The organism is Mycobacterium sp. IDUB_37 (genome assembly GCF_055419245.1).
In genome coordinates, this window is record NZ_JBVAXG010000015.1 from 121,098 (window position 1) to 130,877 (window position 9,780).

The 9,780-nt window shown below is 66.2% G+C and carries 2 protein-coding genes and 1 pseudogene; 2 read left to right on the forward strand and 1 reads right to left on the reverse strand.

Features of this window, described 5'->3' with window-relative positions:
* Positions 1 to 9 precede the first annotated feature (9 nt).
* Positions 10 to 6,291, reverse strand: a complete 6,282-nt coding sequence (gene pks2 / locus ACZY1I_RS31110; protein ID WP_463761402.1) for a sulfolipid-1 biosynthesis phthioceranic/hydroxyphthioceranic acid synthase — start codon at positions 6,289 to 6,291, stop codon at positions 10 to 12.
* Between the two features lie 553 nt (positions 6,292 to 6,844).
* Between pks2 and ACZY1I_RS31115 the strand changes: the two are divergent.
* Positions 6,845 to 8,596 (forward strand): annotated as a pseudogene (locus tag ACZY1I_RS31115) (AMP-binding protein); the annotation flags it as partial.
* Between the two features lie 159 nt (positions 8,597 to 8,755).
* Positions 8,756 to 9,780, forward strand: a 1,025-nt coding sequence (locus ACZY1I_RS31120; RefSeq protein ID WP_463761419.1) for an acyl carrier protein, incomplete at its 3' end; no start/stop codon positions are given.

Consider the following 9,780-nt stretch of genomic DNA (forward strand, 5'->3'; position numbering starts at 1 on the left):
GTTTCGGGTTCAGGCCGGTGCCGCTGCATCGCCTTGCGGTGCCAACTTTTCGTACATGAGTTCCGCCAGGCCCCGCACGGTGGTGTTGATGTCGGTTGCGGTGATGCGTATGCCGGTTTCGGCTTCAACGCGGGCACGGAGTTCCTGGCTGCTCAGTGAGTCGAGACCGTATTCGGTGAGCATGCGGTCGGCGTCGATCGTGCGACGCAGGATCAGACTGATCTGCTCGGAGAGCAGACGCCGCAGCCGGCCGGGCCACTCCTCCTGTGGCAGTTGATCCAGCTCGAGCAGGAACTTGCTTGTGCCCGAACGATTTTGGCCCAGGGATTGGAACCGCTCCGCGAACGGGCTGAGCTCGGCGAAGGCCATCAGCCACGGCGCACCGATGATCGGGGCGTAGCCGCTGTAGGCGCGGTCGTGGCGTAGCAGCGCCTCGAACGCGTAGGCACCTTCCTCGGGCGCGATCGCGTCGCCGGCTTGTTCGGCGAACGTCGTCGCGCGACCGATCTCCGCCCACGGGCCCCAGGCGATGGAGGTGCCCGGAAGGCCTTGCGCGCGGCGCCAATGGGTGAACGCGTCCAGCCAGCTGTTGGCCGCCGCGTAGGCACCCTGGCCGGGTGAGCCCACCAGGGCTGCCGCCGAGGAGAACGAGCAGAACCAGTCCAGTGGCTGATCCAGGGTCGCCTGGTGCAGATTCCAGGCGCCGTACACCTTGGGCGCCCAGTCGCCCTCGATGAGCTCCTCGGTGATGTTGGCCAAGGTGGCGTCTTCGACGACGGCAGCGGCGTGCAGCACACCGCGCAGTGGCAGGCCGGTTGCGGTGGCGGTTGCCACCAGCCGGTCGGCGGTGCCGGGCTCGGCGATGTCGCCGCACTCGACGATCACGTCCGAGCCGATGGACCGGACGAGTTCGATGGTCTCCAACGCCTTTTGGTTGGGCGCCGAACGCGAGGTCAGCACGATGCGGCCCGCTCCCGCGCTGGCCATCTTCTCGGCCAGGAACACGCCCAGCCCGCCCAGGCCGCCGGTGATGATGTAGGACCCGTCACCGCGGAAGACCGGAGCCTGCTCCGGAGGCAGTACCACGCTGCTGCGACCGGCATGGGGGACATCCAGGATGAGCTTGCCGGTGTGCTCGGCCGCGCTCATCACCCGGATCGCGGTGGCTGCATCGGCCAACGGATAGTGCGTGCTCTCGGGCATCGGCAGGGTGCCGTCGGCGGTCATCTGGTACACCGTGCTCAACAACGTGCGCACCGCCGCGGGATGACTCTCTGCCATCAAACCCAGATCCACCCCGTAGAACGCCAGGTTCTGCCGGAACGGGAAGAGGTCGAGTCGCGTGTTCGAGTAGATGTCGCGCTTGCCGATCTCGATGAAGCGCCCGCCCAGGGACAGCAGCTTGATTCCGGCCAGCTGGGCGGTGCCGGTGAGCGAGTTGAGCACGATGTCCACGCCGTAGCCGTCGGTGTCGTGGCGGATCTGCTCAGCGAACTCGACGCTGCGCGAGTCGTAGACGTGCTCGATGCCCATGTCGCGCAGCAGCTGGCGACGCTCTTCGCTGCCGGCGGTGGCGTAGATCTCGGCGCCGGCGCCGCGCGCGATCGCGATCGCGGCCTGGCCCACCCCGCCGGTTGCGGAGTGGATGAGCACCTTGTCCCCGGTCCTGATCCGCGCCAGATCCTGCAGCCCGTACCAGGCGGTGGCCGTGGCGAGCGTCACCGCGGCGGCCTGGCCGTCGGTGAGGCCGTCCGGCAACTTCGTGGCCATGCGCGCGTCGCAGGTGACGAATGTCGCCCAGCAGCCGTTGGGAGACAGTCCGCCGACGCGGTCACCGATCTGGTGGTCGGTGACGTCCGGGCCGACGGCGGTCACCACACCCGCGAAGTCGATACCCAGCTCCGGCAGCTGCCCGTCGACGGTCGGGTAGCGGCCGTAGGCGACCAGAACGTCGGCGAAGTTGATGCTGGAGGCGCTGATCGCGACCTCGATCTGGTTGGGACCCGGTGGGACGCGGTCGAAAGAGGCGAACTCCATCGTTTCCAGGTCGCCGGCGGTACGAACCTTCAGCCGCATGCCGGCGTCCGCGTGTTCGACGACGGTGGACTGGCGCTCCTCAGGGCGCAGCGGCGCCAGGGTCAACCGCGCCGTGTACCACTCGTCGTTGCGCCAGGCGGTTTCGTCTTCGTCGGTCGCCAGCAGCAGCTGGCGTGCCACCTGCTCGGTGCCGGTCTGCTCGTCGAGGTCGATGTAGCTGACCTTCAGATGCGGGTGTTCGGTGCCGATCACCCGCAGCAGACCGCGCAGGCCGCCCTGTTCGAGATTGGCGCTGTCGCCGGACAGTACCGTCTGGGCGTTGCGGGTCAAGACGTACAGCCGGGGCGCCGCCGCGACGATTTCCGGGAGCTCGCGGGCGATACGCACCACATGCTTGACGTAATCACCACCACGTATCCCGGACTTCGCGACCGCGGCGTCGTCCTGCGGTGCGGTCAGTACGACCACTCCGGTAAACCCACCGGCTTCGAGCTGGTCGCGCAGCCGCTGTGCGTGCGCGGCATGGTCGGCCTCGTGCGGCCAGGAGATGGTCGTGCCTTGCGCTTCATGCACTTTCAGCGCATCGGTCAACTCCGTCGCCAGCAGGGCAGTGGCTTCGGAGGTGCTGATCAGCAACCAGTTGCCGGCATCGGCGTGACTCGTTTCGGGCAGCTCGTGCTGGTCCCATTCGATGGTCAGCAGTCGCTCGCCCAGGACGCGATCGCGCTCGCTGGCCACGGAGACGCCGGTGCCCATCTGCAGACCGCGCACGGCCAGCAGTACTGTGCCGTTTTCGTCGGTGATGTCCAGGTCGGCTTCGATATCCGAGCCGCATGCGGTCACCGTCGTGTAGCAGTACCGGGCGTTGCGGGCCGAGCCGTAGGCACGCAGTGAGCGAACACCCAACGGCAGCAGCAGACCGCCGTTGCCGGTGTTGCGCAGACTGGGATGCGCCGCCACCGACTGGAAACACGCATCCAGCAGAGCGGGATGCACACCGTAGGCGCTGCGCTGCCCGCGGACCGCAACCGGCACAGTGACTTCGGCCACCATCGTGTCGCCCGCACCTTCGGCGGTGTGTACGCCGACCAGACCCGTGAAAGCCTGACCGAGTCGGTGACCACGCTTGTCCAGACCCTGGCGGACCTCGTCGCCGTCAACCTCTTGCGGATGGCCGGCAAGCAACTCGGCGATGTCGTGCACCGGGGCCTGGTCCGTGTCGTCCACAGCGTGCAGGACCGCGACGACCTGACGGCCGTATTCCCCGTCCTGGGTCGTCTCCACCACGAACGGGACGACCCCGGGTGCCTCGACCGTTGCGGTGATGCCGATCGGGGTTTCGTCATCGACCAGCAGCGGTTGCTCGAAACGCACGTCACGAACTTCGGACGCCTCGCCCAGGATCATCCGGGCAGCGACCAACGCCATTTCGCAATAGGCAGCGCCCGGAAGGGCGGCCGCACCGTGGATTTGGTGATCGACCAACCACGGCAGCGCCTTGGTGCCGACCTCGCCCTGCCAAACGTGACGCTCCGGCTCCTCGGGTAGGCGCACATGCGCCCCCATCAGGGGATGCGCCGGAACCATGGTGCCGCGCGTCCGCGAATCCAGACCCACGGGCGTCAAGAACAGCGAACGTTGGCTCCATGCCGGCAACGTCGCGTCGACCAAGCGCCCACCGGGGTAGAGCACCGAGAAGTCCACCGCCGCGCCCGCGGAGTACAGGTCGCTCACCAGTGCGCGCAGCCCGTTCGGCAGCGGCTGTTCGCGCCGCATGCCGGCCAGAGCAGCGACCGGCATGTCGAGGCCGCGGGCGGTCTGATCGATCGCGTGGGTCAGCAGTGGGTGCGGTGACAGCTCGGTGAAAACCCGATAGCCGTCCTCGAGCGCCGACTGCACGGCGGCGGCGAAGCGCACCGTGTGGCGCAGGTTGTCGGCCCAGTAGTAGGCGTCGCAGTAGGGCTCTTCGCGGGGGTCGAATGAGGTCGCCGAGTAGTACGGCACCTCCGGCGTCAGCGGACTGATCTCGGCCAGCGCTTCCGTCAGGTCGTCGAGGATCGGATCGACCTGCGGGGAGTGCGATGCCACGTCGACGGCAACCTCGCGGGCCATCACCTCGCGCTCTTCCCAGGCCGCCACCAGATCGCGCACGGTCTGGGTCGCCCCGCCGATCACGGTGGACTGCGGGGAAGCCACCACGGCCACCACCGTGTCGCTGATCTGACGCGCCATCAATTCCGTGATCACCTGCTGGGCAGGCAGTTCCACCGATGCCATGGCACCGGAACCGGCGATGCGGGTCATCAGCTTGGAGCGCCGGCAGATGACGCGTATCCCGTCTTCAAGTGACAGCGCTCCGGCAACCACCGCGGCCGCGGACTCACCCAGAGAGTGGCCGATCACGGCGCCCGGTCGCACGCCGTAAGACTTCATCGTGGCCGCCAGGGCGACCTGCATGGTGAACAGGGTCGGCTGGACCCGGTCGATGCCGGTCACTTTCTCGGTCGCACTCATCGCCTCGGTCACCGAGAAACCGGACTCTGCGGCGATCAGTGGCTCGATCTCGGCGACGGTCGCGGCAAAGACCGGCTCGTTGGCCAGCAGGTCAGCGCCCATCGCCGCCCACTGCGAACCCTGTCCGGAAAACACCCACACCGGGCCGTGGTCGTCCTTGCCCACCGCCGGCGGGTAAGGAGTCTCGCCGTTGGCGATCTCACGCAACCCCTCGGAGAGTTCCGGGAGGGTGCTGGCGATGACTGTCGTGCGCACTGCCCGGTGTCCCCGGCGGCGCGCCAGCGTGTAGGCCAGATCCGAAGTGGTCACGTCGGCCCCTTGCGCGTCCACCCAGTCGGCGAGGCGCTGGGCGGTTTGACGCAGTCCGTCCTCCGAGGACGCCGACAGCGGGAACAGCAGCGGACCATCGATGGCGGGGCTGGTCGGCCCGTCGATTTCGGCGGGCACGGGGGCCTGCTCCACGATCGCGTGCACGTTGGTTCCCGAGAACCCGTAGGACGAGACCGCGGCCCGCCGGGGCGCGCCCTGATCGTCCCTGGGCCACGGCGTGGTCGCCTGCGGCACGAAGAGGTTGGTTTCGATTTCGGCGAAGTCGGCGGGCAGTTCGGTGAAGTGCAGATTCTGCGGAACCACCCCGTGCTGTACGGCGAGGATGGCTTTCATCAGTCCCAGGGCCCCGGCGGCCGACTGGGTGTGCCCGAAATTCGTCTTCACCGACGCGAGCGCGCAAGGGGCTTCGACGCCGTACACCTCAGCCAGGCTCGCGTATTCGATCGGGTCGCCGACCGGGGTGCCGGTGCCGTGCGCCTCGACCATGCCGATCGTGCCGGGGTCCACGTCCGCGGCAGCCAACGCGGCCCGATACGCCGCGACCTGTGCCGGCTTTGACGGCGTCACGATATTGACGGTGTGGCCGTCCTGGTTGGCGGCAGTGCCGCGTACCACGGCCAGAATCCGGTCGCCGTCGGCCAGAGCATCGGGAAGCCGCTTGAGCAGCATCATCACGGAGCCCTCGCCAGACACGAAGCCGTCGGCTTTCACGTCGAACGCGTGGCAGTGTCCGGTTGCGGACAACATGCCAATGGCGGACCCGGAAGCGGCTTTGCGGGGCTCGAGCTGCACAGACGCGCCGCCCGCCAACACGAGGTCGCTTTCGCCGTCTTGCAGGCTGCGGCAGCCGAGGTGGATGGCAGCCAAGCCAGACGAGCACGCGGTGTCCACCGTCATCGCCGGGCCCTGCAGCCCCATGGCATAGGAGATGCGTCCGGACCCCATGGCGAAGCTGTTGCCCATATATCCGTACGGGCCGCCCAACGTCTGAGCGTCGGCGTGCACGAACTGGTAGTCGTCGTGCATCAGGCCCACGAAAACGCCCGTCTGCGCCTTGGCCAGTGCCTCACGAGTCAGACCGCTGTGCTCCATGGCATCCCAGGACGTCTCCAGCAGCAGGCGGTGCTGCGGGTCCATCTCGGTGGCTTCGCGCTCGGTGATTCCGAAGAACTCCGGATCAAAGTCGGCGACGTTGTCCAGGAACGCGCCCCACTTACACACCGAACGGCCCGGAATTCCCGGCTCGGGGTCGTAGTACTCCTCGGCGTCCCAGCGATCGGCGGGAACCTCGGTGACAAAGTCGTCACCGCGCAGCAACGCCTCCCACAACAGTTCAGGCGAGTCGATGCCCCCGGGCAACCGGCATGCCATACCAATGACAGCAACCGGAGTCACAGGTGTCCTGTCCACGCTCGCTCACTTTCCTTGCCAGTACTTCAGTTCTTGACAGTGGCTTTTCAGTCCTACCGGCGATTGCGAGCCGTCGAGTTTCGATTCGGGCTCAGGAATCGCTGAGTAAACATCACCGCCGCGCGCGGGAGCGCCGCCTCCACCGTGCGATCAGAGCGTATCTGGTGAGCCCCCACGCGCGTGCGAGAATCGTGCGTCCGTACCAAAAAATGCTGGTGGACGCGATGCAGGCGTCGTCGTCCCGGCATAGCGACGCACGTCGGTCCGCCCCCCGGTCGGCATGCCGTTATCTGTTGCACGGACACTCGAGTCGATTGCCGGGGAAGTTTACGGCGAAGTCGGCAAGATGTGCGAAAAGCCCAGCACCTACCTGCATTACGCGGGTGCAGACATTGGCATAACTTGCGAAAACTGTTCTTCCACTACCGGACGGTCTGCAGGCGCGTATGCTCCGCGATATCACGTCGGACGGCGCGGCGCTGCCCGTTTGCAGTTTCTTCTGGGCTGCGCCGGTTCGCCCACGCCCGGTTTGTTCGTCCTCTATCGTCGAGTTGTGGTTGAGTCCTCCATCCCCGCTATGCTGCGGGAGCGCGCCAATTCGCGGCCCGACGAGACAGCGTTCACCTTCCTTAATTTCGACCAGGAATGGGCCGGGGTCGCCGAAAGTCTGACTTGGTCGCAGCTGTATCGGCGGACGTCCGCTGTCGCGCGGGAAATCCGACAAAGTGGCTCTACCGGCGACCGAGCGGTGATCCTGGCGCCGCAAAGTCTCGACTACATCGTGGGGTTTCTGGCCTCGTTGCAGGCAGGGTTCATCGCGGTGCCGCTTTCGGCTCCCTATGGTGGCGCACACGACGAGCGCACCTCTTCGGTACTGGCCGACACATCGCCCGCCGTCATCCTCACGACCTCGGCGGCTGTTGACATTGTGACGCCATATGCCAACACCCAGTCTGGACAAACGGGCCCGTCCATCCTCAAGGTTGATTTGCTGAGCCGGGACGCTGGGCAGCCATCCGGCGGGCTGTTCCCTGACACCGATGTAGTTGATCCGCCGGAAACCCTGTATCTGCAATACACCTCAGGTTCGACGCGGACACCGGCCGGCGTCATGGTCACGACCGAAAACGTTTTCACCAACCTCGAACAGATCATGACCGACTATTACGGGGCGCAGTGGCGGTCGGACCCGCTGGACACCACAGTGGTGTCGTGGCTGCCCTTCTACCACGACATGGGTTTCGTGGTGGGGATCATCCTGCCGATACTTGTGGGCATTCCGGCTGTGCTGACCAGTCCAGTGGGCTTCTTGCAACGCCCCGCCCGCTGGATGCAGATGCTGGCCTCCCACCCCCGAGCATTCTCGGCAGCACCGAACTTCGCGTTTGACATCGCAGCAAGCAAGACATCAGACGAGGACATGGCGGGCCTGGACCTCTCTGGCGTGCACAGCATCCTCAACGGCGCCGAGCGAGTACAACCGGTGACGATGAAGCGCTTCGCGGACCGCTTCGCCCCCTTCAATCTCGACCCCGCGGTGCTGCGGCCCTCGTATGGGATGGCAGAGGCAACGGTGTACATCGCGACCCGCAAGGCAGGCGACCCCCCGAAAATCGTCAATTTCGATTCCGGGAAATTGTCCGAGGGCCAAGCCGAGCTTCCTGGAAGTGGCAGCGGCACACCGCTGGTCAGCTATGGCACGGTGGACACGCAACTGGCACGCATCGTCGACCCCGACACCGGTATCGAATGCCCGGAGGGAACGATAGGTGAGATCTGGGTGCAAGGCGGCCACGTTGCTCGCGGCTATTGGCACAAGCCTGAAGAGACCGAGTACACCTTCAATGCGACGATCGTCCGTCCCACGGAGGGCACACCGGAGAATCCTTGGCTGCGGACGGGGGACTCCGGCTTCCGCTTCGACCGTGAGCTGTTCATCATGGGCCGGATCAAGGACCTCTTAATTGTCTACGGACGCAACCACTCTCCCGACGACATCGAGGCGACGATCACGGAGATCACCCGCGGCCGCTGCGTTGCGATAGCGGTTCCAGATGATGATGGTGTCGAAAAGCCGGTCGCCATAATCGAACTCAAGAAGCGTGACGAATCCGAAGAGGCTGCGCTGCAAAGGATGCGCTCCGTACGGCGTCAGGTCATCGCAGCGATCATGAAGTCGCACGGCCTGAGTGTGACGGATCTTGTTCTGGTCGCCCCCGGTTCGATTCCCATCACCACAAGCGGCAAAGTCCGGCGCCGGGAGTGCCTGCAGCGATATTTGCACGATGAGTTCACCCGCCTCGATGGCCAGCTAGACGCGCCGGCTCCGAGGCCGAAGCAGGCCGTCATCGATGAGACGGACACGGGCGCCGGAACCGACTCCGGCCTGGCGTCGCGGCTGCGCACGCTGCGCGAGCAGCAACAGGACCTGTTGCTCGGGGTAGTTACCGAGCAGGCGGCAAGCGTGTTGGGCCGCCTCCGCCCAGACGACATCGACCCGGACTGGGCTTTCCAGGACTTGGGGTTCGATTCGGTGAAAGCCACTGAGCTGCTTGACCGGATCAACACCGTCACCGGGCTGGCACTGTCACCCGCGGTGGCGTTCGACTACCCGACGCCCGCCGGGCTGGCCACGTACCTGGGTCGAGCGATGGGCGGGTCCACCGCGCCGGCTCTGCAGTTGGGGCCGCGGGTCGAGGCTGATGAGCCGGTTGCGGTGGTGGGGATGGCGTGTCGTTTTCCGGGTGGGGTGGATTCGGCGGCGGCGTTGTGGGATTTGGTGGTTGGTGGGTCTGATGGGGTGGGGGGTTTTCCGGGGGATCGTGGTTGGGATTTGGCGGAGTTGTTTGATGCTGATCCTGATGCGGTGGGCAAGACCTACACCCGCGCCGGCGGTTTCCTGACGGAGGCGGCCGAGTTCGACGCGGAGTTCTTCGGGATTTCTGGGCGGGAGGCCCAGACGATGGATCCTCAGCAGCGGTTGTTGTTGGAGGTGTCGTGGGAGGCGTTGGAGACCGCGGGGATTGATCCGTCGGGGTTGGCGGGTTCGGAGACCGGGGTCTTCGTCGGCGCCTGGGCCCAGCAGTACGGCGCGGGCAGTTCAGATGGTGCCGAGGGATACGCGCTGACGGGCCTGTCGACGAGTGTGGCGTCGGGTCGGGTGTCGTATGCGTTGGGGTTGCAGGGTCCGGCGATCACGGTGGATACGGCGTGTTCGTCGTCGTTGGTGGCGGCGCATTTGGCGTGTCAGTCGTTGCGTAGTGGTGAGTCGTCGTTGGCGTTGGCGGGTGGGGCGACGGTGATGACGACGCCGGCGGTGTTCACTGAGTTCGCGCGGCAGCGGGGGTTGGCTGCGGATGGTCGGTGCAAGGCGTTTGCTGCCGCGGCCGACGGAACCGGTTGGGGTGAAGGCGCTGCGGTGTTGGTGTTGGAGCGGCTTAGTGATGCGCAGCGCAATGGTCATCGGGTGTTGGCGGTGATTGCGGGGTC